A 26309-nucleotide genomic window follows, 5' to 3' on the forward strand; every position below is an offset into this window, starting at 1 on the left:
TTCCAATGCTACTGCTTCTCCTCGGCCTGCATGGTGACCAGCCGCACGCGGTCGGCGCGTTTCACCACCACCTGCCGTGACGGATCCTGGTACCTGGTCTCCGGGCGCTTGCGCATGGTCAGCGCGATGGCGGCGATGATCGCGACCAGCAGGATCACCGCGGCGATCTCGAATGGGTAGACGTAATCGGTGTACAGCACCCCGCCCAGTTCGCGCACGTTGCTGTAACCGGCCGGGTGGCGGGCGGGAATGGCGACCGCCGCGGCACCGAAGTGCCTGGCACCGACCACCAGCGCCATCTCGGCGAAGATCAGCAGCGCGACCGTTGCACCGAGCGGCAGATAGCGCACGAAGCCCTCGCGCAGCGGCGAGGTGTTGATGTCGAGCATCATCACCACGAACAGGAACAGCACCATCACCGCGCCGACGTACACCAGCACCAGGGTGATGGCGAGAAACTCCGCCTCCAGCAGCAGCCACAGGCCGGCACAGGTGAAGAACGCCAGCACCAGATGCATGGCCGCATGCACCGGGTTGCGCACGGTGATCACGCGCGCGGCGGCGAATACCAGGATGGCGGCGAAGAGGTAGAAGATGATGCGTTCGATGTCCATCAGCGATACCTTGCGTCCTGCGCGCGGTCGGCGGCGATCTGGGCCTCGTACTTGTCGCCGATGGCCAGCAGCATCTCCTTGGTCATGATGTTCTCGCCGCGGTTCTCGAAGCTGTACTCGAATTCGCGCGTCTCGACGATGGAGTCGACGGGACAGGATTCCTCGCAGAAGCCGCAGTAGATGCACTTGAACAGGTCGATATCGTAGCGCGTGGTGCGGCGTGTGCCGTCGGCGCGCTCCTCCGCCTCGATGGTGATCGCCAGCGCCGGGCATACCGCCTCGCACAGCTTGCAGGCGATGCAGCGTTCCTCGCCATTGGGGTAGCGGCGCAGCGCGTGCAGGCCGCGGAAGCGGTTCGACTGCGGGGTCTTTTCGTCCGGATACTGCACCGTGATCTTGCGCGTGAACAGGCGGCGCCCGGTCACACGCATGCCGCGCAGCAGCTCGCCGAGGGTGAGGCTCTTGAGGAAGGTGGTGAATGCATCCATATCCGCGCGTCTCTCAGTCGAACCACGGGGCGATGTGCAGCACCACCGCGGCGCCCTCCACCACCAGCCAGACGATGGTGATCGGGATGAACACCTTCCAGCCCAGACGCATGATCTGGTCATAACGGTAGCGCGGGAAGGTGGCACGGAACCACAGGAACAGCAGCAGCATGAACGAGGTCTTTGCCAGCAGCCAGTGCGGGCCGTTGCCCAGCAGCAGGCCGGCGGCCCCTTGCGTCAGCACGCTGTCCGGCACCAGCCCCTGCAGCGGTGACAGCCAGCCGCCCAGGAACATGAGCGAGGCCAGCGCCGCGATCAGGATCATGTTGGCATACTCGGCGAGGAAGAACACCGCGAAGGCCATGCCCGAATACTCCACGTGGAAACCGGCGACGATCTCCGATTCGCCCTCGGCCACGTCGAACGGTGCGCGGTTGGTCTCGGCGACACCGGAAATGAAATACACCAGGAACAGCGGCAGCAGCGGCAGCCAGAACCAGTGCAGCACGCTGCCCTGCTGGGCATTGACGATCTCTACCAGGTTGAGACTCCCGCCCGCGATCAGCACGCCGACCAGAGCAAAGCCCATGGCGATCTCGTAGGAAACGATCTGCGCCGCCGAGCGCATGGCGCCGAGGAAGGCATATTTCGAGTTCGAGGCCCAGCCGGCGATGATCACGCCGTACACACCCACGGAGGTCAGCGCCAGGATGTAAAGCAGGCTGGCGTCGATGTTGGCCAGCACCAGCGTGTCGGTGAACGGCAGCACCGCCCAGGCTGCCAGCGCCGGTGCGATGGACAGCATGGGCGCGACCACGAACAGGAAGCGGCTGGCGTTGGTCGGGATCACGATTTCCTTGAACAGCAGCTTCAGTGCATCGGCGATCGGCTGCAGCCAGCCGCGCGGGCCCACGCGGTTGGGGCCGATGCGCACCTGCATGTAGCCGATGATCTTGCGCTCGGCGAAGGTCAGGTAGGCCACGCCCAGCAGCAGCGGCACCAGGATCAGCACGATCTTGACCAAGGCGTAGAGGACCGCGTTGCCCTTGATGAAATCCCAGAAGTGCACGCCGAGCATGACAGCGCCGGCACCTGCAACGGCCAGCACCAGCAGCGTGGCGATCCAGTGCCCCGTGTAAGACTTGCGCAGTGCGGTCTCGGTCATGGCTTCACACCCGCTCTATGGTAACCGGGCCGAAGGCGGCACCCAGCGCCGCGGCGGCGACGGTGCCGGCCTGGATCCAGGCGCAGCCGTCGGCCACGCGCGCGTCGACGCATACGTCCATGACCTTGCTGCCGGTACCCTGGGTGACGGTCACGGTGTCACCATCGCGCACGCCGTGGCGTTCCGCCGCGCGCGCGTTGAGATGTACCAGCGCGGCGGCGCCGGCGTCCGGCGTCATCTGCAGCGACGCGGCGCGCCGCACCAGCGGGTCGGCCGAATTAATCGCCACGTCACCGATGCGCTCCAGCCCGGCACCGGCCGCGCCCGCCTGGCCGGCAGCCACCGGACCGGCGGGCTGGGTGTTGTCCAGGTTGAGGGTGCCGGTCTGCCCGAGCAGCGTATCGCGCACGGCCTCGCTGCTGTTTTGTCCGAAGCCGTCCAGCCCGAACTGGTTACCCAGCACGCGCAGCACCTTCCAGCCGGGGCGGCTCTCGCCCAAGGGGCTGGCCACGCCGCGAAAGCTCTGCCAGCGGCCCTCGGCATTGACGAAGGTACCCGAGGTCTCGGTGAACGGCCCGATCGGCAGCAGCACATCGGCGACCTCGCGCAGGGCCGGGCTGGCCCAGGGGCTGACGGAGACCACGAAGCCGGCGGCGCGCATGGCCGCCATGGCCTGGGCGGGGTCGTGGCAATCGTGCGCCGGCTCGACGTTGAACAGCAGGTAGGCCTGGCGCGGTGCGGCCAGCATCGCCTGCGCATCCAGGCCCGGGACAGCCACGCGTGCCCCGTTCGGGCCACGGTGCGGCAGCACGCCGGCCAGCCACGCGCCGGTGCTGTTGGCCGCTTCCGGCAGGATGCCGAGCACGGCACCGCTGTGCGCGGCGATCACCCCGGCCAGCGCCTTGAGCAGCGAGTACTGCGGATGGGCGCTGGCAACGGCGCCCAGCAGCACGGTGGCATGCGACGCCTCCTGCAGGGCGGTGGCCATGGCGCGCTGGGTCGCGTCCGGACTGGCGGCGGCAATGGCGTCGCGCACGGCGCCGGCGGCATCCTTGCCGGAATCCGGGTAGCAGGCCGCGATGCCGGCCAGCGTGGCGGCCAGTTGCGAGGGCGCGGTGATGGCCTTGGCATGCACCGGGAAGAAGACTTCGTAATCGACGGGATTGACGAACATCACCCGCGCGCCCGCGAGTGCCGCCTTGCGCAGGCGGTGGCCGGCCAGCGGCAGATCCTTGCGGATGTTGGCACCGATCACCAGCGCGGCCGTGACGCTTTCCAGCCCGGTCAGCGACTGGCCCAGCGTCGGGCACAGCGGCGCCTGCGCCTGGTCGGTGAAATCGACTGGCGCAGACGGTGATCGATGTTGCCGATACCGAGGCCACGCGCGAGCGCCTGCAGCAGTACCAGTTCCTCCAGCGTCGCCGTCGGCGCCGCCAACACACCCACCTGGCCGGCGCCGCCCGCGTCGAGCACCTTGCGCATGCCGTCGGCGACGGCCTGCAGGGCGCTGTCCCAGTCGGTCGCCTGCCACTCGTCGCCGTTGCGGACCATCGGTTCCGTCACCCGGTCCGCGCTGTACAGGCCCTCGTAGCTGAAGCGGTCGCGATCGGACAGCCAGACCTCGTTGATGTCCTCGTTCTCGCGCGGCACCACGCGCAGCACCCGGCCGCGCCGGGTATGCACGAACAGGTTCGAACCCACCGCATCGTGCGGCGCGATACTGGCATGTTGCTGCAGTTCCCAGGCGCGCGCCTTGAAGCGGAACGGCCGTGAGGTGAGCGCGCCGACCGGGCACACGTCGATCACGTTGCCGGACAGCTCGGATTCCAGCGAGGTCTCGATGTAGGTGCCGATCTGCATGTTCTCGCCGCGCCCGGTCGCACCCAGTTCCATCCGGCCGGCCACCTCGCGCAGCATGCGGATGCAGCGGGTGCAGTGGATGCAACGGGTCATGTCGGTGGCGATCAGCGGACCGATGTACTTGTCGGGCACCACGCGCTTGCCCTCGGCAAAGCGCGACACGTCGCGGCCGTAACCCAGCGCCAGGTCCTGCAGTTCGCACTCGCCGCCCTGGTCGCAGATCGGGCAGTCCAGCGGATGGTTGATGAGCAGGAATTCCATCACCGCCTTCTGCGCGCCGGTGGCGATGGCCGAACGGGTGTAGACCTTCATGCCCTCGGTGACGGGGGTCGCGCAGGCCGGCAGCGGCTTGGGCACCTTCTCGACCTCGACCATGCACATGCGGCAGTTGGCGGCGACCGACAGCTTCTTGTGGTAGCAGAAGCGCGGGATATCGATGCCGTTGGCATCCGCCACCTCGATGATCATCGCGCCCTTGCGGGCCTGGAACGGCCGGCCGTCGATCTCGATGTTGACCAGGTCCTGCGCCGGGGTTTCGGGTTGCGCGCTCATGCCGCCTCCCCTGCCGTGCTGGCGCCGCCCGCCAGGCAGCGCTTGTGGGTGATGTGGTACTCGAACTCACTGCGGAAGTGGCGCAGAAAACCCTGCACCGGCCAGGCGGCCGCCTCGCCGAAGGCGCAGATGGTCTTGCCGGCGATCTGGTCGGCGGCGGCCAGCAGCAGGTCGAGGTCCTCGGGGCGGCCCTGGCCCTCCTCGATACGCTTGATGATGCGGTGCATCCACCCGGTACCCTCGCGGCAGGGCGTGCACTGGCCGCAGGATTCCTTGAAATAGAAGCGCGAAATACGCATTGCGGCCTGCACCATGCAGGTGGAATCGTCCATCACGATCACCGCACCTGAACCCAGCGCGGAGCCTGCCTTGGCCAGCGAGTCGTAGTCCATGTCGCAGCCCATGATCACGTCGGCGGGCAGCACCGGCATGGAGGAACCGCCCGGGATCACGGCCTTCAGTTTATGGCCGTCGCGCACACCGCCGGCCAGCTCGAGCAGTTCGCGGAACGGGGTGCCCATCGGGACCTCGAAGTTACCGGGCTTGTTGACATGCCCGGAGACGGAGAAGATCTTCACCCCGCCGTTGTTCGGCTTGCCAAGGTTCATGAACCACTCGCCGCCGTTGCGCATGATGGCCGGCACCGAGGCCAGCGTCTCGGTGTTGTTGATGGTGGTCGGCTTGCCGTACAGGCCGAAATTGGCCGGGAACGGCGGCTTGAAACGCGGCTGGCCCTTCTTGCCTTCCAGCGATTCCAGCAGCGCGGTCTCCTCGCCGCAGATGTAGGCGCCCGCACCGAGGTGGCTGTAGCAGTCGAAGTCCACGCCGGAGCCCTGGATATCACGACCCAGGTAGCCTGCCGCGTAGGCCTCGGCGAGCGCGTGCTCGAAGCGCTCGAAGGGTTCGTGGTGGAACTCGCCGCGCATGTAGTTGTAGCCGACCGTGGCGCCCATGGCGTAGCCGGCGATGGCCATGCCCTCGACCAGCGCATGCGGATTGAAGCGCAGGATGTCACGGTCCTTGCAGGTGCCGGGCTCGGACTCGTCCGAGTTGCACACGACGTATTTCTGCACCGGCGCGTTGCGCGGCATGAAGCTCCATTTCAGGCCGGTCGGGAAGCCCGCGCCGCCACGGCCGCGCAGACCCGAGGCCTTGACCGTCTCTATGACCGTTTCCGGCGGGATCTTTTCGGTCAGGATCCGCTGCCAGGCCTGGTAACCGCCGACCTTGAGGTAGTTCTCCAGCGTCCACGGCTGGTCGAACTGCAGGGTATCGAAACAGACCTGTACGCTCATGACCTCACTCCAGTCCGTCCAGGATGGCGTCCACCCGCTCGGGCGTGAGCCGCTCGTGGTAATGACCGTTCACCGTCATCATCGGGCCGGCGGCACAGGCCGCCAGGCATTCCTCTTCCCGCTTGAGGGTGATGCGCCCGTCCGGCGTGGTTTCGCCCAGCCTGATACCGAGCTTCTTTTCGACGTGCTCGACCAGGGTTTCCGCGCCGCACAGCATGCAGGAGATGTTGGTGCACAGCGCCACCATGTTGCGCCCCACCGGTTCCAGCTCGATCATGGAATAGAAGGTGCCGACTTCGTAGACACGCACCGGCGCCATCCCGAGATAGTCCGCCACAGCGTCCATCAGCTCGCGCGTGACCCAGCCGCCGTTCTGTTCCTGCGCGGCCTGCAGCGCGCACAGCACGGCGGACTGCCGCTGGTCCGCGGGATACTTCGTCAGCCACGCGTCGATGGTCGCGCGCGTCGTCGCACTCAGCAGGTCTGACTTGCGGGCCTGGGTCGTCATCAGCGGTCGATCTCCCCGAACACGATATCCTGTGTACCGATCACGGCCACCACGTCGGCCAGCATGTGGCCGCGGGTCATCTCGTCGATGGCCGAGAGATGGGCGAAGCCCGGCGCACGGACCTTCAGACGGTAGGGCTTGTTGGCGCCGTCGGACACCAGGTACACGCCGAATTCGCCCTTGGGATGCTCGACGGCAGCGTACACCTCGCCTGCCGGCACGCAGAAACCCTCGGTGAACAGCTTGAAATGATGGATGAGGGCCTCCATGTCGGCCTTCATCACCGCGCGCGGCGGCGGCGCCAGCTTGTGATCGTCAACCATCACCGGGCCGGGATTGCGGCGCAGCCAGTCGATGCACTGCTTGATGATACGGTTGGACTGGCGCATCTCCTCGATGCGCACCAGGTACCGGTCGTAGCAGTCACCGGTCGTACCGACCGGGATGTCGAACTGCATGCGGTCATAGACCTCGTAGGGCTGTTTCTTGCGCAGATCCCACGCGATGCCGGAGCCGCGCAGCATCGGGCCGGTGAAACCGAGTTGCAGGGCGCGCTCGGGGCTGACCACGCCGATGCCGACCGTGCGCTGTTTCCAGATGCGGTTGTCGGTGAGCAGGGTCTCGTACTCGTCCACGCAGCCGGGAAAACGTTCGGTAAAGGCCGCGATGAAATCGAGCAGGGAACCCTGGCGGTCGGCGTTCTTGCGGTCCACTTCGCGCTGGCTGTGCCATTTCGAGGGCTGGTACTGCGGCATCACCTCGGGCAGGTCGCGGTAGACGCCGCCCGGGCGGTAATAAGTGGCGTGCATGCGCGCGCCCGAGACCGCCTCGTAGCAGTCCATCAGGTCCTCGCGCTCGCGGAAGGCGTACAGAAAGACCGTCATGGCCCCGATGTCCAGCCCGTGCGCACCCAGCCACAGCAGATGGTTCAGGATGCGGGTGATCTCGTCGAACATGACGCGGATGTACTGCGCGCGCAGCGGCACCTCGACACCGAGCAGTTTTTCCATCGCCAGCACGTAGCCGTGCTCGTTGCACATCATGGACACGTAGTCGAGCCGGTCCATGTAGCCTATGCTCTGGTTGAAGGGCTTGTTCTCGGCCAGCTTCTCGGTGCCGCGGTGCAGCAGACCGATATGCGGATCGGCGCGTTCGATCACCTCGCCGTCCATCTCCAGCACCAGGCGCAGCACGCCATGCGCGGCGGGATGCTGCGGGCCGAAGTTCAGGGTGTAGTTGCGGATCTCCGGCATGCGCTACTCCTCCGCCCCGGCCTGCATGAGATCGGTGGCCGCGACGCCCTCGGCCCGTATGACCTTGGGCACCAGCACGCGCGGTTCGATGCTGACCGGCTGGTAGACCACGCGCTTCTTCTCGGCGTCGTAGATGACCTCGACATTGCCGGTGAGCGGGAAATCCTTACGGAACGGATGGCCGATGAAACCGTAGTCGGTCAGCAGCCGGCGCAGATCGGGATGACCCTCGAACAGGATACCGTACAAGTCGAAGGCCTCGCGCTCGTACCAGTTGGCGCTGTTCCAGATATCGACGACGGAGGGTAGCACTGGCAAGTCGTCGTCGGGTGCGTACACCTTCAGCCGCAGGCGTCGGTTGTTGCGGATGGACAGTAGGTGATAGACCGCGGCGAAGCGGCGCGCGCCGCGCGGCCCCTCCCGCACCAGGTCGTCGGTGACGATGCCCAGGCGGCCGGATGTCGTGCCCTCCACCCCACGGCTGAAGCCGGTCGAGGAGGTTTCCTCGGTGGCCCACTCGTCGCGACCGTAATTGAGGTAGTCCACGCCGCACAGGTCGATCAGTATTTCGAAGCCGAACGCCGGGTCGTCGCGCAACGCCAGCGCCACATCGCGGAGCTGCGCGCCGGCCAGTTCCAGCGTGACCTCGCCGGCGGCATCGACCACGGCGTCAAGTTGCCCGCCGAAGCGGTCCTTGAGCTGTTCTGCAAGCCGGCGGGAGATGTCTGACACTGTCCTGATCCTTGTTCCGGCTAGCGCGCGATGGTGTTGGTGCGCTTGATCTTGTTCTGCAGCTGCAGGACACCGTACAGCAATGCCTCGGCCGTGGGCGGACAACCCGGCACGTAGATATCCACGGGCACGATGCGGTCGCAGCCGCGCACCACAGAATAGGAATAGTGGTAATAACCGCCGCCGTTGGCACAGGAACCCATGGAGATCACCCAGCGCGGCTCGGCCATCTGGTCATAGACCTTGCGCAGTGCCGGCGCCATCTTGTTGCACAGGGTACCGGCCACGATCATCACGTCGGACTGGCGCGGACTGCCGCGAAACACGATGCCGAAGCGGTCCAGGTCGTAGCGCGATGCGCCTGCCTGCATCATCTCCACGGCGCAACAGGCCAGGCCGAAGGTCATCGGCCACATCGAACCGGTGCGGGCCCAGTTGATCAACGCGTCGGCTGTCGTCGTGACGAAGCCTTCCTTCAGCAGACCTTCAATCGCCATAAGCTGTTGTCCCGATGGTGCCCGCACAAACCTCATCCCCGGCCGTGCCAGCGTCTTTGTGCTGCAGCCGGGAGGGCATTATCGAACAGCCCTCGGCGCACGCCAGAGATTCCTTCGCGCTCGTCCGGGACGCCCGCGGCGGATTGCTGCGCTGGTCGCTCCCGGCATGGCCCAGGCGGGCCTCTCGAACGCTGCGCGGTCGCCCCTGCTCCTGCCGCGCGCGATATCCGTGCAGCACTGCACAGCACGCGCGCGCAGACCGCAGGCTGTTGCACAGGGCTACTCCCATTCCAGCGCTCCCTTCTTCCATTCGTAGATGAAGCCGATCACCAGGATGGCGAGAAAGATCAGCATCGCGACGAAACCGAACACGCCGATACTGTCCAGCACCACGGCCCAGGGGAACAGGAACGCGATTTCGAGATCGAACAGGATGAAGAGGATGGCAACGAGGTAATAACGCACGTCGAAACGCATGCGTGTGTCCTCGAAGGCTTCGAAGCCGCATTCGAAGGGGGAGTTTTTCGCGCTGTCGGGTTTATGCGGCGCCAGCAGGAAACCCAGCACGATCGGCCCCACTCCTACCGCGATACCGATGGCGATAAAAATCAGGATCGGCAGGTAGTTTTCCAGCATCGCTCCCCTCGTCAGTCGACCGCACCGAAGCTCCAGCCGCCCCGGTTGCTGTTGTCGGGTCGGGTGCGGCTGAAAAAGATTGTGCAGTCTAGGCCAGCATGGCAGACCTGTCAAGTTGGGGCGGGTCTATTTTATTCTTTAAAATCATAGAATTATGGCGATTATCGGGGCATAAAAAATCAGCATGAAGGCCGCCCCCGGCGCTGCTATGGCAGCCCGCATGCCGCACCATGGCAGGAATGAAAATCGCCGCGATCGCGGCGATTACTAAGATAATTACCAATCTGGTACCGATGGCCGGACTCGAACCGGCACGGCTTGCGCCACTACCCCCTCAAGATAGCGTGTCTACCAATTCCACCACATCGGCGTGGGTAAGCTGTCGTGACTGCCGCTGCGGGATTATTGCGGCAGATCGTCCTTCGCGGCCGGATCCCCCTCCCCCTGCGGCTGCGCAGCCGGCGTCTGGGCAACCGGCGACTCGGGGACATCGGCCGCCGCTGCGGCGGGCCCGGGTACGGCCGGCGGCAAATCCTCCGCCTCGGGCTGCGCCTGCTCGAGCTTGTCCGCGATTGCGGCCTGCTCGGCGGCATCCTGCTGCTGCTGCACCTGTTCCTCGATCTGGTCGGCAATCCCGGCACTGGCGGCCTGGCCACTGTGCCGTACCAGCGGGGATGCGATCAGCAGGCAGTTGATGAAAAAGACTGCCGCCAGGATGGCGGTTGCCCTGGAAAAGAAAGAGCCCGAACCACGCGCCCCGAACACGGTCCCGGAGGCGCCGGCGCCAAATCCTGCGCCCATGTCGGCACCCTTGCCGTGCTGCAGCATGACCAGCGTGATGATACCGACCGAAACCAGTATCTGTATACCCAGGAGTATGGAAAACATGACGTTACCGTATATGTCTGTGTGTCACCGGCTCAGGCGTTGGCGGCCCTGCCGATGGCCAGGAAATCAGCGTGCTTCAGCGCGGCGCCGCCAATCAGGCCACCATCGATGTCCGGCATCGCCAGCAGTTCCGCGGCGTTGCCCGCATTCATGCTGCCGCCGTAGAGGATGCGCACCCGATCGGCCACCGCGCTGTCGAGGCCGGCCAGCTTGCCGCGTATGAAGGCATGGACCTCCTGCGCCTGCGTCGGTGTCGCCGTCTTGCCGGTGCCGATCGCCCAGACCGGTTCGTAGGCGATCACCGCGTCACCGAGTGCGGCGATGCCTTCGAGGTCGATCACGGCATCAAGCTGACGCTCGACCACCTGCTCGGTGATCCCCTGCTCGCGCTCCTCGAGGGTCTCGCCCACGCACAGGATGGGCACCAGCCCGACACGACGCGCGGCGGCGAACTTGGCGGCGGTGAAGCCATCGCTCTCGCCATACAGGCTGCGGCGCTCGGAATGACCGACGATCGCGTACTTGCAGCCGAAATCGGTGAGCATGTTCGCGGCCACCTCGCCGGTGAAGGCGCCGGCCTCACGGTCGCTGACGTCCTGCGCACCGTAGCTGATGGCGCTACCGGCCAGCAGAGCGGCAACCTGGGGGATATACACGAATGGCGGGCAGACAGCCATTTCCGCCGTGTGGACCTCCCCGATACCGGCCGTGATGCCATCGAGCAGCGCGGCGACGCTGTCCGACGAGCCATTCATTTTCCAGTTCCCGGCTATCAGTGGCTGACGCATATCGAATTCCCTTACCTGAAGAGCCGGGTAGCTTAGCCAGCCGGCACGGAAAAATCAATTTGGGCACCTGGCTGGCGGCGTGTCGCGCGCGGCGTCGGCCAGGCTTGAACCGGACGTGGCACTGGTCCATGATCTGTGCCGTACAGATACCGTTCTGCAGACATCCGGCCGGCAACCGCGACGAAACTCACGTACCAGCAGGACCGCCCCCAGCGCAGCCAGCGGTTTTCAGGGAGTCGAAAATCAAGCATTGTAGATTGGCACTGGTGATGATCGCGCGCGATGAGGCGGCCGGAATCACGCGCTGCCTGGAAAGCGCGGCAGCGCATGTCGATGCCATGCTGGTGCTCGATACCGGCTCGACCGACGACACGGTCGCACTGGCCCAAGCAGCGGGCGCGGAAGTCCATCACTTCACCTGGTGCGACGATTTCGCCGCGGCCCGCAACGCGGCGCTCGCGCTGTCGCGCGCCGACTGGAATCTCGTGCTCGATGCCGATGAATGGCTTGTCGGCGATACCGGGCACCTGGCGACACTGGGACCCGAGCCCTGTATCGGCCTGGTACCCGTCACCAGCGAATTCGACCTGCAGGGCGAGGTCCAGGCGGCCACCTCCTGGCTGCCGCGGCTACTGCCCGCCGGCGTGCGCTATGCGGGCCGGATCCATGAGCAGCCGCAATCCGGCCTGCCGCGCCGGCGCGTTCCGGTCCAGGTCACCCACACCGGTTACCGCGGGAGCGAACTGGCGCGCAAGCGGGGGCGCAACCGGCAGTTGCTGCAGCGCGCCCTGGCGGATACGCCTGATGACGCCTACCTGCACTACCAGCTGGGCAAGGATCACGAGATCTACGGGGAGTACCCGCAGGCCGCTGCCTGCTATGCCCGCGCGCTGGAGCGGATGCGCCCCGACGACAGCTTCCTACACGACCTGGTGCTGCGCACACTCTACGCGCTGAAGCAGGCACGCGAGTTCGAGCAGGCCTTCCAGTTCGCCGAAAGCGAAATGCCGCGCTGGCAGCATTCGCCGGATTTCTATTTCGCGCTCGGCGACCTGCTGCTGGACTGGGCCGTGGAAAATCCCGCGCAGGCGGTAGAACAACTGCTGCCCATAGCCGAATCGTGCTGGCTGCGCAGCCTCGATATCGGCGAACGCCCGGACCTGGAAGGCGCGGTGCACGGCCGCGGCAGCTTCCTCGCGGCGCACAACCTGGCCGTACTGTACGAAGGACTGGGCAACCCGGAGCAGGCGGCGCGCTACCACGCGCTGGCGGCGCAGCTGAAGGCCGGCGCCGTCCCGGGCTGAGGGAGTGTCGTTTTAACCATGGCGCGGACGCGGTCCGCGCCTACACCGCCTTGGCGACGACCGCGGCGAGCTGGTCGGCTTCCTGCAGCACCTGGCGCTCGTCCTCGCCCTCCACCATGACACGCACCACCGGTTCGGTGCCGGATGGCCGCAGCAGGACGCGGCCGCGGCCGGCAAGGCGCTGCTCCGCGGAGCTGACCGCCTCCCTCACCGCAGGGGTGTTGGCCAGATCGATCCGCGCCTTTACCGGCACGTTGATCATGTGCATCGGGTACTTGCGCATGTCGGACTTGAGTTCGTGCAGTGTGCGCTCCGCGCGCTTCATCGCCGCCAGCACCTGCAGCGCGGAAATGATCCCGTCACCCGTGCTGGTACGGTCGAGGCAGATGATGTGGCCGGACGATTCGCCGCCGATCATCCAGTCGTTCTGCTGCATGAGTTCCAGCACGTAGCGGTCGCCGACCCGTGCCCGCGCGAATGGTATCTCGCGCGCCTTGAGGGCATGCTCCAACCCGAGGTTGCTCATCAGGGTACCGACCACGCCACCGTGCAGGCGGCCCTCGCGCTGACGCGATACCGCGATCACGAACAGCAACTCGTCGCCGTCGACCAGTTCGCCGCGCTCATCGACCATGACCACGCGATCGCCGTCGCCGTCGAAGGCGACACCGAGGTCGGCGCCGTGTTCCAGTACCATCTTCTGCAACATTTCCGGCCGCGTCGACCCGCAGTCCCGGTTGATGTTCAGGCCGTCCGGGGACACGCCGGTCGTGATCACGCTCGCGCCCAGTTCCCGGAACACGCTGGGCGCGACCTGATAGGTGGCGCCATGTGCGCAGTCCACCACGACGCGCAGGCCCTGCATGCCCATGCTGAGCGGAATGGTGCTTTTGCAGAACTCGATATAGCGCCCCTCGCTATCCTTGACGCGCACCGCCTTGCCCAGCCGGTCGGACGCGACCGTGGTCAGCGGCCGGTCCAGCTCGGCCTCGATCGCGAGTTCGATCTCGTCCGGCAGCTTGGTGCCCTCGGCGGAAAAGAACTTGATGCCGTTGTCGGCATAGGGATTGTGCGAGGCGCTGATGACGATACCGGCACAGGCGTGCAGGGTGCGCGTCAGGTAGGCGATCGCAGGGGTCGGCATCGGGCCGGTCAGGCCGATGTCGACGCCGGCGGCGGACAGTCCCGCCTCCAGGGCGGATTCGAACATATAACCCGAGATGCGGGTGTCCTTGCCGATGATGACACTGGCGCCGCCCTTGCTGCCCAGCACGCGGCCGGTCGCCCAGCCGAGCTTGAGCATGAACTCCGCCGTGACCGGATGCTCCCCGACCCGCCCGCGGATCCCATCGGTACCGAAATATTTTCTCGACATAGTGCGTACCTCCGGCACTGGATTCAGCGATTATAGACCGTGGACTGCGCCGGCATCCCGCACCGCCGCGCACATCAGCACGGCTGCGCGGGTGGCGCCAACGTCGTGGGTCCGCACGATAGCGGCGCCCTGCCAGACGGCAAGCGCGGCCAGCGCCAGACCCGGATACAGGCGGTTATCGACCGGCAGGTCCAGGACATTACCGATCAGGGATTTACGCGACAAACCGACCAGCACGGGGTAACCGTGGCCGATCAGGACATCCAGGCGGCGCAGCAGCTGCAGGTTATGCGCCGTGGTCTTGCCGAAACCGAAGCCGGGATCGAGCAGGATACGGCCGGGCGGTATGCCCGCAGCCTGGCAGTCCGCCGCCCGGGTTACGAGGAAATCCGTCACTTCTTCAACCACATCCCCGTAGCGCGGCGCAGCCTGCATGGTCTGCGGCGTACCCAGCATGTGCATCAGGCACACCGGCACCCCGAGCGCGGCCGCTGTCGCCAGCGCACCGGGCTCGCGCAGGGCGGCGACGTCATTGATCAGTCCGGCCCCCGCGGCTACTGCCGCCTGCATGACGGCCGGCTTGCGGGTATCGATCGACACGGGAACGGACACGGCATCACGCAGCGCCTCGATAACGGGGATCACGCGCTGCAGCTCGACGTCTTCCGGTACCGGCGCCGCCCCCGGGCGGGTGGATTCGCCGCCCACGTCGATGATGTCGGCGCCTTCCTCGACCATGCGCAGGGCGTGCGCCACCGCCGGCCCGGGTGCGAGGTAAGTACCCCCGTCCGAAAAGGAATCGGGGGTGACATTGAGGATACCCATGACCCGCGGCGTGGAAAGATCCAGGGCCTTGCCCGCACAATCGAGTTTCATGAGCTGGCTGTGAGGATGCGCCTTGCGCCGCTCGCAACGCGCGCCGCCGCCTGCCGGCGCCGCCTTCAGTGCTGACCGGCAGGTCCGCCGATTTTGCCGTCCGCGGTGTCGTCGGTGCTGGCCGTGCTGCCGCCGGAGGGCGGCGTACGCGTCTCGGAATCGGTCCAGTCGCGCGGCTGCCGCGGCTGTTTGCCGGTCATGATGTCGTCGATCTGGTCGCTGTCGATGGTCTCGTACTTCATCAGCGCCTCGGCCATGGTGTGCAGCTTGTCGATATTCTCCTTGAGGATCTTCTCGGCCCGCGCATAGGCACGGTCGATGATCGCGCGGATCTCGCTGTCGATGTCGTGCGCGGTTTCGTCGGACACCGGCTTGTGCTGCGCGACGGAGTGACCGAGGAACACCTCTTCCTGCTGGTCGCTGTAGGTGAGCGGACCAAGCTTCTCGGAGAGCCCCCACTTGGTGACCATGTTCCGCGCCAGCTCGGTGGCGCGCATGATGTCGTTGGATGCACCGGTGGTGACCTTTTCCGGTCCGAACACGAGTTCCTCGGCGATGCGGCCGCCGAACAGGCTGCAGATCTGCCCTTCCAGGAATTCCTTGCTGTGACTGTAGCGGTCCGCCTCGGGCAGGAACATGGTCACGCCCAGGGCACGTCCGCGCGGGATAATGGTTACCTTGTAGACCGGGTCATGCGCCGGCATGCTGCGCCCGACGATGGCATGCCCCGCCTCGTGGTAGGCGGTCAGGCGCTTCTCGTCCTCGCTCATCACCATGGAACGCCGCTCGGCGCCCATCAGGATCTTGTCCTTGGCCTTCTCCAGGTCATCCATGTCGACCAGGCGCTTGTTGCCGCGCGCGGCGAACAGCGCGGCCTCGTTGACCAGGTTCGCCAGATCGGCGCCGGAGAAACCGGGGGTGGCACGCGCGATGATGCTCGCCTTGACGCTGTCGGCGATCGGCACCTTGCGCATGTGTACCTTGAGAATCTGCTCGCGGCCGCGCACGTCGGGCAGCGGCACCACCACCTGGCGGTCGAAGCGGCCCGGGCGCAGCAGCGCGGGATCCAGCACGTCCGGGCGGTTGGTCGCGGCGATCACGATCACGCCCTCGTTGCCCTCGAATCCGTCCATTTCGACCAGCAGCTGATTCAGGGTCTGCTCGCGCTCGTCGTGTCCGCCGCCCAGGCCGGCACCGCGGTGACGGCCGACGGCGTCGATTTCGTCGATGAAGATGATGCAGGGCGCATGCTTCTTGGCTTGGTCGAACATGTCGCGCACGCGCGAGGCGCCGACACCGACGAACATCTCGACGAAGTCGGAACCGGAGATCGTGAAGAACGGCACCTTGGCCTCGCCGGCAATGGCCTTGGCCAACAGGGTCTTGCCGGTACCGGGCGACCCGACCATGAGAATACCACGCGGGATCTTGCCGCCGAGGCGCTGGAACTTACCGGGCTCGCGCAGGAACTCGACCAGCTCGCTCACTTCCTCCTTGGCCTCCTCGACACCGGCGACGTCGGCGAAGGTGATCTTGACCTGATCCTCGCCGAGCATGCGCGCCTTGCTCTTGCCGAAGGACATGGCACCGCGGCCGGCACCGCCGCCCTGCATCTGGCGCATGAAAAAGATCCACACACCGATGAGCAACAACATGGGGAACCAGTTGATGAAGATGGTCATCAGCAGGCCGTGCTGGTTGGGCTCGACCACCTTGACGTCGACCTTGTTGCTGAGCAGGTCGTCGACCATCTTGGGATCGTCCGGCGGGGTCTGGGTGACGAACTGGCTGCCGTCGCTGCGCACGCCCTTGACGGAGTGGCCCTCGATCTCGACGCGCTGCACCAGACCCTGCTGCACCTCGGCGATGAAATCAGAGTAGTTGAGCGGCTGCTGGGCCGCCGTCTTCGGACCGAAATTGTTGAACACCGACATCAGGACGATGGCGATGACTATCCAGAGCAGCAGGTTCTTTGCGAGATCGTTCAAACCGGAATCCTCGAATTTTTCTCCAACGCGCGCCCAGACTGCTTGTCTCGGCCCGCAAATTCACAGGCTTTAGCCATTATGGCACATCCCTGCCACGGTGGCCCTGTGCCAGCACGTATACTTCCCGACTGCGCGAACGCGACGCTTTCGGCTTGCGTATCAATACCTTGTCGTACTTCCCACGCACCGCATCCAGCACGCTGTCGAAGCCCTCGCCCTGAAAGGCCTTCACCAGCAGATTGCCACCGGGCGCGAGCACCCGGTCGGCGAAATCCACGGCCAGCTCCACCAGGTACATGCTGCGCGGGATATCGACCGCCTCCATGCCGCTGATATTGGGTGCCATGTCCGACATTACAAGGTCTACCGGGGTTCCGCCAAGCATTGACAGCAGCAACTCGAACACGTCATCTTCCCTGAAATCACCCTGGATGAACTCGACGCCGGGCAGCGGCTCCATGGGCAGGATGTCCAGCGCGAGCAGGCGTCCCCTGCCCGCCAGCAGCCGCTGCGCGTACTGCGACCACCCGCCCGGGGCCGCGCCGAGATCGACGATGCAGGCGCCGGGCTTGAGGATACGGTCACGCCGCTGGATCTCGTCCAGCTTGTACACCGCGCGGGAACGATAGCCCTCGCGTTGCGCGCGCTTGACGAATTCGTCGTCGAAATGTGACTTGAGCCAGTTGTGGCTGCTCTTGCTTCTGCCCATGTCTGCCGCCGTCCGGTCCGGCACAATCGCAACCGCCGCGGATTACCGCGCCAGCTGCGGATTCGTTACCATTGGCCGGTCATGTATTTTCGCACCGGGTACGGCACTGCTGCCGCGACCCGGACTGACCGCAGCCCCTAACCTAGCACATCCGGGATTCCAGTCATGGCTCTGACCGAAAAACTCAAACGCGAACTGCGCGGCCGCGGCCACGCCCTCAAACCGGTCGTGACCATCGGCACAGCCGGCCTCAGCGCGGCCGTGTTGCGCGAACTCGACCTGTCGCTGGAACACCACGAACTGCTGAAGGTCAAGATCGCAGGGGCGGACCGGGAGGCGCGTCAGGCCATGATCGCGCAACTGTGCGCCGCATGCGGGGCCGAACTGGTACAGGCCATCGGCCACATTGCACTCATCTACCGCGAGGCAGCGGACTGAGCGGACACAGCCGGGCCGGCGGCGACCAGTCCCAGGCCCAGCAGCGCGGTAAGCACGAACAGGACACTGGCGATGCCGTGCAACTGGCCGAAGCGCGGCGTGCCCGCAAGACCTGCAGTGCGCAGTTCTGCGATCATCGGGGTCAGCACGAACTGACCCACCGCCGTCAGCAGCAGCATCGCCACCAGCACCCATGTGCGCCAGCCGGTCCGCCGGCTGCGCAGGTGAGCGCTGGCCAGCAGCGCCAGCCCGCAGACCAACCCGCCCCAGGCGGTCAGTCCGAACAGCCTGCCTGCGAGCGAGCCTGCCAGCGCCCGGTCATCGAGGACGGCGAACAGCACCGGCGCGACCATGAAACCGGTCGCCCAGAGGGTCCCGACCCAGGCGGTCAGCAGGATGCGCTCAAGCGCGGCAAGAAACTGTACGCGGTCGGGTAACAAACAGGGAACCTGTTGCGTGGTCATGGGCATCGTCGATGCAAGCGCGATATACAGGACGGGATGAGTATCGCGCGAGACCGGAAACGGCGAGAACACGAGCGGCCCAGAGCCATGGCGGCAGCGACCAGAGCAGCAAGCCTATGAATTCGCGGCATTGCGGCGGGTGACTGCTGCTCCTCGCAGTGACAACTGCCTATCACAGCGCGGACCTGTCTATACGTAACGGACTTCGACGATCTCGAAATTGCGCTCGCCACCGGGCACGACCACGGTCACCACGTCACCTTCGTGCTTGGCGATCAGTCCGCGCGCTATCGGCGAATTGATCGAGATCATGCCGGTCTTGATGTCCGCCTCGTCCTCGCCGACGATCTGGTAGACCACGGTCTCCTCGCTGTCCTCGTCGAACAGTTCGACGGTGCAGCCGAACACCACCTTGCCGTTGGCATCCAGGGAGCTGACATCGACGATATGGGCATGACTGAGCTTGCTCTCGATCTCCTTGATACGCCCCTCGGCGAAACTCTGCTGCTCGCGGGCGGCATGATACTCGGCGTTTTCCTTGAGATCGCCGTGCGCGCGCGCCTCGGCGATGGCCGCGATGATACGCGGACGCTCCACGGTCTTCAGCCGGACCAGTTCCTCACGCAGTTTTTCGGCGCCGCGCGCGGTGATCGGTACCTTTGAGGTCATCGCTTGATCTCCCGGTGCAGGTCCTGCAGGCTGTTGACGTTACCGGTATTCAGATACTCGAGCGCCATGCAGGTGGCGCGCGCGCCGGCGATCGTGGTGCTGTAGGACACCTTGTGCTGCAGCGCGCTTCTGCGGATTGTATAGGAATCGGCGATGGCCTGCTTGCCCTCGGTGGTGTTGACGATCAGGTCGATCTGGCCGTTCTTGATCATGTCCACGATGTGAGGGCGGCCTTCCAGCACCTTGTTGACCACGTCGCATTCGATACCCTCGGCACGAATCGCGGAGGCGGTACCGCGTGTGGCGACCAGGCGGAAGCCCTGGGTGATGAGATCCCGCGCCAGCTGTACCGCTGCGGGGCGGTCGCCCCTGCGCACGCTCAGGAAGGCGGTGCCACTGGCCGGCACGGTGTTGCCCGCGCCCATCTGCGACTTGGCGAAGGCCTCGCCGAAGCTGCGCCCGATGCCCATCACCTCGCCGGTGGATTTCATCTCCGGCCCGAGGAGCGGATCCACGCCCTGGAACTTGATGAACGGGAATACCGCTTCCTTTACGGAGTAATAGTCGGGCCGCACCATCCGGGTGACACCCTGCTCCGCCAGCGTCCGGCCGGTCACCGCGCCGCGATCTTGGCCAGCGGCAGCGCGGTCGCCTGGATACGAACGGCACGGTGCGCGAGGCGCGCGGATTGACCTCGATGACGTAGATGTCCTCACCCTTGATGGCGAACTGGGTATTCATCAGACCGCGCACCTTGAGCTCCATGGCCATGCGGCTGACCTGTTCGCACAGGCGCTGCTGCACAGACTGACTCAGGGTGCACGGCGGCAGCGAACAGGCCGAATCGCCGGAATGTACGCCGGCCTGTTCGATGTGTTCCATGATGCCGCCGATCAGCACGTGGGTGCCGTCGCAGACGGCATCGACGTCCACCTCCACCGCGTCATCGAGGAAATGGTCCAACAGTACCGGCGCATCGTTTGATACCTGCACGGCCTCGCGCATGTAGCGCGCCAGGTCCTCGGCCGAGTACACGATCTCCATGGCGCGCCCGCCCAGCACGTAGGACGGCCGCACCACGAGCGGATAGCCGACCTCGTCGGCCAGCGCCATGGCCTGCTCGGTGGTCGAGGCGATGCGGTTCGGCGGCTGCAGCAGCCCGAGCTTGATGACCATCTGCTGGAAGCGCTCGCGGTCCTCCGCGTGGTCGATGGCATCCGCCGAGGTGCCGATGATCGGGACCCCGTTGGCCTCCAGCCCGTGCGCCAGCTTGAGCGGGGTTTGCCCGCCGTACTGCACGATCACGCCCTGCGGCTGTTCCAGGTGGATGATCTCCAGCACGTCCTCCAGGGTCACCGGTTCGAAATACAGGCGGTCGGAGGTATCGTAGTCGGTGGAAACCGTCTCCGGATTACAGTTGACCATGATGGTCTCGTAACCATCCTCGCGGCAGGCCAGTGCGGCATGCACACAGCAGTAGTCGAATTCGATACCCTGCCCGATCCGGTTCGGTCCGCCGCCCAGGACCACGATCTTGTCGCGCGTGGTCGGCGCCGCCTCGCATTCCTCCTCGTAGGTCGAGTACATGTAGGCCGTAGCGGTGGAAAATTCAGCGGCGCAGGTGTCCACACGTTTGTACACCGGGTGGACGTCAAGACCGTGCCGATGGCTGCGTACGGCAGCCTCGCCGACGCCCAGCAAACGCGCCAGCCGCCGATCCGAGAATCCCTTGCGCTTGAGCGCACGCAGACCGTCGGCATCGAAATCGTCGAGTGCACGACCGCGGATGCGGTTCTCCGTCGCCACCAGATCCAGGATCTGGGCCAGGAACCAGGGATCGATCGCAGTCACGTCGTGCAGTTGCTCTAGCGTCATGCCGGCACGAAAACCGTCAGCTACGTACCACAGCCGTTCCGGCCGGGCGATGCCGAGTTCAGTCCGCAACGCCGAGATGGCATCTTCCTGCGCCAGATCGAACACCTCGTCGAGTCCGTCCTTGCCGGTCTCGAGGCCGCGCAGTGCTTTCTGCAAGGATTCCTGGAAAGTGCGGCCGATGGCCATCACCTCACCCACCGATTTCATCTGGGTACCGAGCACCGGCTCGGCCTGGGGAAATTTCTCGAAGGTGAAACGCGGAACCTTGGTCACCACGTAATCGATGGTCGGTTCGAAGGAGGCCGGAGTGGCGCCGCCGGTTATCTCGTTGCTGAGCTCGTCGAGCGTGTAACCGACCGCCAGCTTGGCCGCGACCTTGGCAATCGGGAAGCCCGTTGCCTTGGAAGCCAGCGCCGAGGAACGCGACACGCGCGGGTTCATCTCGATAACCACCATACGTCCGTCCACCGGGTTGATGGCGAACTGTACGTTGGAACCGCCGGTCTCAACGCCGATCTTGCGCAACACCGCCAGCGAGGCATCGCGCATCAGCTGGTATTCCTTGTCGGTCAGCGTCTGCGCCGGTGCCACGGTGATGGAATCGCCGGTATGCACCCCCATGGGATCCAGATTCTCGATCGAGCAGATGATGATGCAGTTGTCGTTGCGATCGCGCACCACCTCCATCTCGAATTCCTTCCAGCCGAGGATGGACTCCTCCAGCAGCACCTCGTTGGTCGGCGAGAGGTCGAGCCCGTGCTCGCAGATGGCGACGAACTCCTCCTTGTTGTAGGCGATACCGCCGCCGCTGCCGCCCATGGTGAAGGAGGGCCGGATGATGATCGGAAAGCCGAGCCCGGCATGCACCTGCTGCGCCTCTTCCATGCTGTGCACGACGTAGGCCCGCGGCGTCGCCAGGCCGATGTCGGTCATGGCGTCGCGGAACAGGCCGCGGTCCTCGGCCATGTCGATGGCCTCGCGACTGGCGCCGATGAGCTCGACCCCGAACTGGGCCAGCACACCTTCGCGCACCAGATCGAGCGCACAGTTCAGCGCGGTCTGGCCTCCCATGGTCGGCAGTAGCGCATCAGGGCGCTCGCGCTCGATGATGCGCGCCACTGTCTGCCACTGCACCGGCTCGATGTACACCGCATCGGCCATGTCCGGGTCGGTCATGATGGTAGCCGGATTGGAATTTACCAGTACGACACGGTAACCCTCCTCGCGCAGGGCCTTGCACGCCTGCGCACCGGAATAATCGAACTCGCACGCCTGCCCGATCACTATGGGACCCGCGCCGATGATCAGGATGCTGTTGATGTCGGTTCTTTTAGGCATGTGCGTCTAGCTGGGGAAACCTGTCTCGTGCGAAGACGCCAGGTCGCGAAGCAAACCGATATCCCGCCCGGCGACTGGACCTGGCGCGAAATTCGAACTTCCAGACAGCAATCGATTTGTATTGCAAAAAATCATTTCTCTAGTTGGCGTCTTTGCGTCTTTGCGTGAGATGACAATTTTCAAAACGCAACTACTGTCGCGCTTCCATCATCTCGATAAAGCGGTCGAACAGGTGCGCCACGTCGTGCGGACCGGGACTGGCCTCCGGGTGTCCCTGGAAGCTGAACGCCGGGCAGTCGGTGCGCGCGACGCCCTGGAGCGAACCGTCGAACAGCGAGCGGTGCGTCGCCACCAGGTTCCCGGGCAGGGTCGTATCGTCCACCGCGAAGCCGTGGTTCTGGCTGGTGATCATCACGCGGCCGCTGTCCAGGTCCTGCACCGGGTGGTTGGCGCCGTGATGGCCGAATTTCATCTTGAGCGTACGGGCGCCACTGGCCAGCGAGAGCAGCTGGTGACCGAGACAGATACCGAAGATCGGTATGCCGCTGTCGAGGAGTTCGCGGATGGCCGTGATCGCATAGTCGCAGGGCTCGGGATCGCCCGGCCCGTTCGAGAGGAAGATACCGTCCGGGTTGCCGGCTAGCACCTCGCGCGCCGGCGTCGTCGCCGGCACCACGGTGAGACGACAACCGCGCGCGGCCAGCATGCGCAGGATATTGCGCTTGACGCCGAAATCGTAGGCGATGACGTGCAGGCCCAGGTCGCTATCGGCGCGCTCGGCCGGCAGGCCGCCATGCAGCGACCAGGTGCCCTGACGCCACAGGTAGCGCTGCGCGGTGGTCACCTCGCGCGCCAGGTCCATACCCTTGAGACCGGGGAATGCGCGTGCCGCGCTGATGGCCGCCTCGGCATCGGGGTTGTCGCCCGCGACGATGCAACCGTTCTGGGCCCCGCGCTCGCGCAGGATACGGGTCAGGCGCCGGGTATCGATATCGGCAATCCCCACGACTCCGCGGCTGGTCAGGTAGTGTTCGAGCGCGGATTCGCTGCGCCAGCTGCTGGCCAGCAGCGGCAGGTCACGGATCACCAGGCCTGCACAGTGTATGGCACCGGCTTCCTCGTCCTCGCTGTTGGTACCGACGTTGCCGATGTGGGGATAGGTCAGCGTGACAATCTGACGTGCATAGGACGGATCGGTCAGGATTTCCTGATATCCGGTCATGGCGGTATTGAAAACCACTTCGCCGGCAGCCTGACCATCGACCCCAATAGCGACGCCACGGAAGATATTTCCGTCTGCAAGCGCCAGAAGGGCCGCTTTCCTCAAGGATACCTCCGCTGCTCGTAAAAACGGGAGGGTTCACGAAGACCCCTCCCGTTCTGGTGTTCTATTCCGCATCGCCGGATTCTGCCGTGGAATTGTACGGGTTGAATCCGCGGCTGTCTATGCCGTCGCCGGCAGCGCGGCGAACGGCAGGACCGGCGGCACGACCGCGCGCAGCGGTGGACACAAGGCACTGCGGGGGCGACGAAAAACTCAGCGCAGTCCGAGCACGTCCTGCATGTCGAAGAGTCCGGGAGGCCGGTCGCTCAACCAGCCGGCGGCACGCACCGCACCACCGGCGAAGGTCATGCGGCTGGTGGCGCGGTGGGTGATCTCGACGATCTCGCCGGCGCCGGCGAACATCACGGTATGATCGCCGACAATATCACCGGCACGGATGGTCTCGAATCCGATGGTCCTGCGCGCGCGCTCGCCGGTGTGCCCCTCGCGCCCGTATACCGCGCACTCCTGCAGCTCGCGGCCCAGCGCCGCAGCTACCACCTCGCCCATGCGCAACGCGGTTCCGGACGGCGCGTCGACCTTGTGGCGGTGGTGGGCCTCGATGATCTCGATGTCCACCGTATCGCCCAGCACGCGCGCGGCGAGATCGAGCAGCTTCAGGCACAAGTTGACGCCAACACTCATGTTCGGCGCGAACACGATCGCGATGTCCGCGGCTGCCGCGGCGATCTGCGCCTTCTGCGCCTCGGTAAAGCCGGTAGTGCCGATCACCATGCGCTTACCGGCCCGGCGGCAGGTGGCCAGGTTCGCCAACGTGGGTTCGGGTCGGGTGAAATCGATCAGCACGTCGAAGGCTGCCAGCACGGATGCCAGGTCCGCGCCCAGCGCCACGCCGTTTTTGCCGATACCGGCCAGCTCGCCGGCGTCGCTGCCGAGCAGCGGATGTTCGGGATGTTCGAGCGCCGCAGTCAACTCGACCCCGGCGGTCTCGTGGCAGGCCTGGATCAGGTTGCGGCCCATGCGTCCGGCGGCGCCGGCGATAGCGATGCGTGTCATGTGTATTCCTTGAATCGGTTTCGCCAAAGAGTACACAGAGAGGGCTTAAAACCCAATTGTTTTCCTGCGTCTGTATATAACGGGTTTCGCCCTGTCGGGCGAGCCCCTTTTCTTTGCGCCGCCAAAGAATAGGGATCATTAGCAAGGCGGCCCCGCAGGCTTGCCCGGTACGTCATCTGCGCTGACGCACCGGGTGCCCTGCGCTGCTCGCCGCTTCGGGCGCTCACCGAACTCGCAGGATTTGCCGCGCCTGCCGGCTCGTAAATCCAGCTCGACACGGCGGCTCGCTCAATCCCGAACCGGTTGCGCTGCTCGGCTACGCCTTACGGGGCTGTTACTGCCACCCCGATCCCGTCGGCCGCGCCGAGTACCGCAGCCCGGCCGGGATATTGGGGCGAAACCTGTCAGTCCGGCCAAGTCTACGGCAAATGGTTCGCGCTCGCAGAGCGTTCCTACAGCAGGAATATCACAACCGGAGATATTGAGATCACTGTGTGCTCAGTGCACTCAGTGGCTTGATCGTCTTTGCGCGAGAAGATTTTTTAACTGGCTACCCGCCCAGGCCGTCGAAGAACTTCTTCACGCCATCGAGCCAGGAATGCGTCTGGGGATTGTGCTGGCCGCCGCCCTGGTCCATCTCGCCGGCGAATTCCTGCAGCAGCTCTTTCTGGCGACGCGTCAGATTGACCGGCGTCTCCACACTGACCCGGCACAGCGGGTCGCCGACTGGCCCACCGCGCGCCAGCTTTACGCCCTTGCCACGCATGCACGGAACAGCTTGCCGGAAGGTCTGGGTCTCGGCCGGGATCTTCAGCGTAACGCGGCCGTCCAGGGTGGGCACTTCCCAGTTCACCGCCGAGCGCGGCGGTGGCAAGCTGATTGGCACCTCGCGGTAGAAGTTGCTTTCGTCGCGCTTGAAGATGGGATGCAGCTTGACCTGGATCTGCACGTACAGGTCGCCGGGCGGACCACCGGCTTCGCCGGCCTCGCCCTCGCCCGCCAGGCGGATGCGATCGCCGGTGTCGACACCGGCCGGCACCTTCACAGACAGCGTCTTGCGCTCCCTGCACCCGGCCCTTGCCGTGACAGGTCTTACCAGGATCCGTGATGATGGTGCCCGTGCCGTAGTTTGGTGTGGGCAGGTCTGCTGCAGGAGAGAAGCCCTGCTGCATCCGTACCTGGCCGTGGCCGCCGCAGGTGGTGCAGGTCTTGGGCTCGCTGCCCTTCCTGGCGCCGCTGCCGCCACAGTCGTTGCAGCCGACCAGGGTCGGCACGCGGATCTTGACCTCGGTGCCCGCCACCGCGTCCTCCAGCGACAGCTCCAGGTTGTAGCGCAGGTCGGAGCCGCGGTAGACCCGCTGGCCGCCGCGCGCACCGCGCCCGCCGCCGAAGATATCGCCAAAGACGTCGCCGAAGATGTCGCTGAAGCCGGCAGCACCGGCCCCGCCGAACCCTCCACCGGCGCCCATCGAGGGATCCACGCCGGCATGCCCGAACTGGTCATACGCGGCGCGCTTGCGCGAATCGCTCAAGACCTCGTAGGCCTCCCTTGCATTCCTTGAACTTGTCCTCGGCTTCCTTGTTGTCCGGATTTGCGATCAGGATGATACTTCTGCGCGGCGCGGCGATGTAGGCCTTTTGGGCTCGGCCTCGCTG

At 65.5% G+C, this 26309-nt stretch carries 24 protein-coding genes, 1 tRNA gene and 1 pseudogene; 2 read left to right on the plus strand and 24 right to left on the minus strand.

From position 1 onward, the window contains the following. Positions 1 to 8: 8 nt before the first annotated feature. From R3F42_13795 to tpiA, 14 genes are all read right to left on the minus strand, one after another. Entirely contained in the window at positions 9 to 614 is a 606-nt protein-coding gene (locus tag R3F42_13795) for an NADH-quinone oxidoreductase subunit J (GenBank protein MEZ5543094.1), read from the minus strand. Beyond that, positions 614 to 1102 (minus strand): NADH-quinone oxidoreductase subunit NuoI, encoded by a 489-nt coding sequence (gene nuoI / locus R3F42_13800; protein MEZ5543095.1) that lies wholly within the window; start codon positions 1100 to 1102, stop codon positions 614 to 616. The genes R3F42_13795 and nuoI overlap by 1 nt, the downstream gene beginning before the upstream one ends. Positions 1103 to 1115: 13 nt before the next feature. Continuing rightward, positions 1116 to 2180, minus strand: coding sequence for an NADH-quinone oxidoreductase subunit NuoH (nuoH, locus tag R3F42_13805; GenBank protein ID MEZ5543096.1), 1065 nt, complete (start codon positions 2178 to 2180; stop codon positions 1116 to 1118). A gap of 91 nt (positions 2181 to 2271) precedes the next feature. Next, positions 2272 to 3522, minus strand: coding sequence for a molybdopterin-dependent oxidoreductase (locus R3F42_13810; protein ID MEZ5543097.1), 1251 nt, complete (start codon positions 3520 to 3522; stop codon positions 2272 to 2274). Positions 3523 to 3551: 29 nt separating this feature from the next. Then, positions 3552 to 4679: an NADH-quinone oxidoreductase subunit NuoG gene (nuoG, locus tag R3F42_13815; GenBank protein MEZ5543098.1), complete on the minus strand. Its 1128-nt coding sequence runs from the start codon at positions 4677 to 4679 to the stop codon at positions 3552 to 3554. Continuing rightward, positions 4676 to 5974 (minus strand): NADH-quinone oxidoreductase subunit NuoF, encoded by a 1299-nt coding sequence (gene nuoF / locus R3F42_13820; GenBank protein ID MEZ5543099.1) that lies wholly within the window; start codon positions 5972 to 5974, stop codon positions 4676 to 4678. Before nuoF ends, nuoG begins: the two co-directional genes overlap by 4 nt. A 4-nt stretch (positions 5975 to 5978) precedes the next feature. Next, positions 5979 to 6482, minus strand: coding sequence for an NADH-quinone oxidoreductase subunit NuoE (gene nuoE, locus R3F42_13825; GenBank protein ID MEZ5543100.1), 504 nt, complete (start codon positions 6480 to 6482; stop codon positions 5979 to 5981). Continuing rightward, on the minus strand, positions 6482 to 7735 hold the full coding sequence (locus R3F42_13830) for an NADH-quinone oxidoreductase subunit D (protein ID MEZ5543101.1): 1254 nt from the start codon (positions 7733 to 7735) through the stop codon (positions 6482 to 6484). The genes nuoE and R3F42_13830 overlap by 1 nt, the downstream gene beginning before the upstream one ends. Positions 7736 to 7738: 3 nt before the next feature. Further along, positions 7739 to 8467: an NADH-quinone oxidoreductase subunit C gene (locus R3F42_13835; GenBank protein ID MEZ5543102.1), complete on the minus strand. Its 729-nt coding sequence runs from the start codon at positions 8465 to 8467 to the stop codon at positions 7739 to 7741. A gap of 20 nt (positions 8468 to 8487) precedes the next feature. Then, positions 8488 to 8964 (minus strand): NADH-quinone oxidoreductase subunit B family protein, encoded by a 477-nt coding sequence (locus R3F42_13840; GenBank protein ID MEZ5543103.1) that lies wholly within the window; start codon positions 8962 to 8964, stop codon positions 8488 to 8490. 279 nt (positions 8965 to 9243) lie between these two features. Further along, on the minus strand, positions 9244 to 9600 hold the full coding sequence (locus R3F42_13845; GenBank protein MEZ5543104.1) for an NADH-quinone oxidoreductase subunit A: 357 nt from the start codon (positions 9598 to 9600) through the stop codon (positions 9244 to 9246). A 285-nt stretch (positions 9601 to 9885) separates the two neighbouring features. Further along, positions 9886 to 9970: transfer RNA gene (locus R3F42_13850), tRNA-Leu, on the minus strand. A 32-nt stretch (positions 9971 to 10002) separates the two neighbouring features. Next, entirely contained in the window at positions 10003 to 10488 is a 486-nt protein-coding gene (gene secG, locus R3F42_13855; GenBank protein ID MEZ5543105.1) for a preprotein translocase subunit SecG, read from the minus strand. Positions 10489 to 10520: 32 nt separating this feature from the next. After that, positions 10521 to 11276, minus strand: a complete 756-nt coding sequence (gene tpiA, locus R3F42_13860; protein MEZ5543106.1) for a triose-phosphate isomerase — start codon at positions 11274 to 11276, stop codon at positions 10521 to 10523. A 266-nt stretch (positions 11277 to 11542) separates the two neighbouring features. Here tpiA and R3F42_13865 point away from each other — a divergent pair, with 266 nt between their 5' ends. Continuing rightward, positions 11543 to 12580 carry a glycosyltransferase gene (locus R3F42_13865; GenBank protein MEZ5543107.1) on the plus strand — a complete coding sequence of 346 codons (1038 nt, stop codon included), beginning with the start codon at positions 11543 to 11545 and terminating at the stop codon, positions 12578 to 12580. A gap of 40 nt (positions 12581 to 12620) precedes the next feature. Here R3F42_13865 and glmM read toward each other — a convergent pair whose 3' ends face one another. The 4 genes from glmM to rlmE all read right to left on the minus strand — a co-directional run bounded on the left by glmM (position 12621) and on the right by rlmE (position 17528). After that, positions 12621 to 13955 carry a phosphoglucosamine mutase gene (gene glmM / locus R3F42_13870; GenBank protein ID MEZ5543108.1) on the minus strand — a complete coding sequence of 445 codons (1335 nt, stop codon included), beginning with the start codon at positions 13953 to 13955 and terminating at the stop codon, positions 12621 to 12623. A 30-nt stretch (positions 13956 to 13985) separates the two neighbouring features. Further along, positions 13986 to 14831, minus strand: a complete 846-nt coding sequence (gene folP / locus R3F42_13875; protein ID MEZ5543109.1) for a dihydropteroate synthase — start codon at positions 14829 to 14831, stop codon at positions 13986 to 13988. A 65-nt stretch (positions 14832 to 14896) separates the two neighbouring features. Next, entirely contained in the window at positions 14897 to 16819 is a 1923-nt protein-coding gene (gene ftsH / locus R3F42_13880; protein ID MEZ5543110.1) for an ATP-dependent zinc metalloprotease FtsH, read from the minus strand. Positions 16820 to 16895: 76 nt separating this feature from the next. Then, positions 16896 to 17528 carry a 23S rRNA (uridine(2552)-2'-O)-methyltransferase RlmE gene (gene rlmE / locus R3F42_13885; protein MEZ5543111.1) on the minus strand — a complete coding sequence of 211 codons (633 nt, stop codon included), beginning with the start codon at positions 17526 to 17528 and terminating at the stop codon, positions 16896 to 16898. Between the two features lie 165 nt (positions 17529 to 17693). On the opposite strand from rlmE, the gene yhbY reads away from it, so the two are divergent. Beyond that, on the plus strand, positions 17694 to 17966 hold the full coding sequence (yhbY, locus tag R3F42_13890) for a ribosome assembly RNA-binding protein YhbY (GenBank protein ID MEZ5543112.1): 273 nt from the start codon (positions 17694 to 17696) through the stop codon (positions 17964 to 17966). Here the strand turns inward: yhbY and R3F42_13895 are convergent. The 6 genes and pseudogenes from R3F42_13895 to R3F42_13920 all read right to left on the minus strand — a co-directional run bounded on the left by R3F42_13895 (position 17945) and on the right by R3F42_13920 (position 26157). Next, positions 17945 to 18430, minus strand: a complete 486-nt coding sequence (locus R3F42_13895; protein MEZ5543113.1) for a DUF4149 domain-containing protein — start codon at positions 18428 to 18430, stop codon at positions 17945 to 17947. The genes yhbY and R3F42_13895 overlap by 22 nt on opposite strands. A gap of 189 nt (positions 18431 to 18619) precedes the next feature. Beyond that, positions 18620 to 19099, minus strand: a complete 480-nt coding sequence (gene greA / locus R3F42_13900; protein ID MEZ5543114.1) for a transcription elongation factor GreA — start codon at positions 19097 to 19099, stop codon at positions 18620 to 18622. Next, positions 19096 to 22312 (minus strand): annotated as a pseudogene (gene carB, locus R3F42_13905) (carbamoyl-phosphate synthase large subunit). The gene greA and the pseudogene carB overlap by 4 nt, the downstream one beginning before the upstream one ends. 190 nt (positions 22313 to 22502) lie before the next feature. Continuing rightward, positions 22503 to 23639, minus strand: coding sequence for a glutamine-hydrolyzing carbamoyl-phosphate synthase small subunit (carA, locus tag R3F42_13910; protein ID MEZ5543115.1), 1137 nt, complete (start codon positions 23637 to 23639; stop codon positions 22503 to 22505). A gap of 210 nt (positions 23640 to 23849) precedes the next feature. After that, positions 23850 to 24653 carry a 4-hydroxy-tetrahydrodipicolinate reductase gene (dapB, locus tag R3F42_13915; protein MEZ5543116.1) on the minus strand — a complete coding sequence of 268 codons (804 nt, stop codon included), beginning with the start codon at positions 24651 to 24653 and terminating at the stop codon, positions 23850 to 23852. Between the two features lie 550 nt (positions 24654 to 25203). Next, positions 25204 to 26157 (minus strand): DnaJ C-terminal domain-containing protein, encoded by a 954-nt coding sequence (locus R3F42_13920; protein MEZ5543117.1) that lies wholly within the window; start codon positions 26155 to 26157, stop codon positions 25204 to 25206. Positions 26158 to 26309 lie beyond the last annotated feature (152 nt).

Source organism: Pseudomonadota bacterium, assembly GCA_041395565.1.
Taxonomy (GTDB): Bacteria; Pseudomonadota; Gammaproteobacteria; order UBA9214; family UBA9214; genus UBA9214.